General features: G+C 62.8%; 1 protein-coding gene. It reads right to left on the reverse strand.

The features are described 5' to 3' along the window. The coding region (locus TR36_RS14520) for an AIR synthase related protein (RefSeq protein WP_237763615.1) at positions 1 to 505 on the reverse strand (505 nt) is incomplete at both ends.

Consider the following 505-nt stretch of genomic DNA (forward strand, 5'->3'; position numbering starts at 1 on the left):
GCCCCGTCGGTGCCGCACAGGGTTGAGCTTGCGTCCCAGAATGGATGCGGGTCATGCCAGCAGCCACGCAGATCGATGGAGGCGATCAGGACTTCGCCCGGTCGGGCATCGAAGCTGGTCAGCAAGTGACTGGCACGACCGAGGATCGCCACCGACAGCGAATTGTGGGTACTGCGCATGTTGATATGGCCGCCGACAACAGGTACGCCATAGGTGCGTGCCCCGTCATGCAGGCCCGTCAGGATGGACGCGGCCACCTCGGACGTATCGCTCCACAACGCATCCACCACGGCCACGGGACGGCCTCCCATGGCCACGATATCGCTGACATTGACCATCACGCCGCAATACCCGGCAAACCACGGCATTGAGCGGACAAAGCTGTCCTGAAATCCCTCGCTGGCCAGCAGGAGATAGCCGTCACCGTCTGGAAGCGCGGCACAGTCATCGCCAAGACGGATGGCGTCGGGATCTGCCGGTTTCAGGATCGCTGCAGCTTCAGCAT

It is taken from the genome of Falsirhodobacter sp. alg1 (genome assembly GCF_000739715.2).
In the GTDB taxonomy this organism is placed as follows: Bacteria; Pseudomonadota; Alphaproteobacteria; order Rhodobacterales; family Rhodobacteraceae; genus Falsirhodobacter.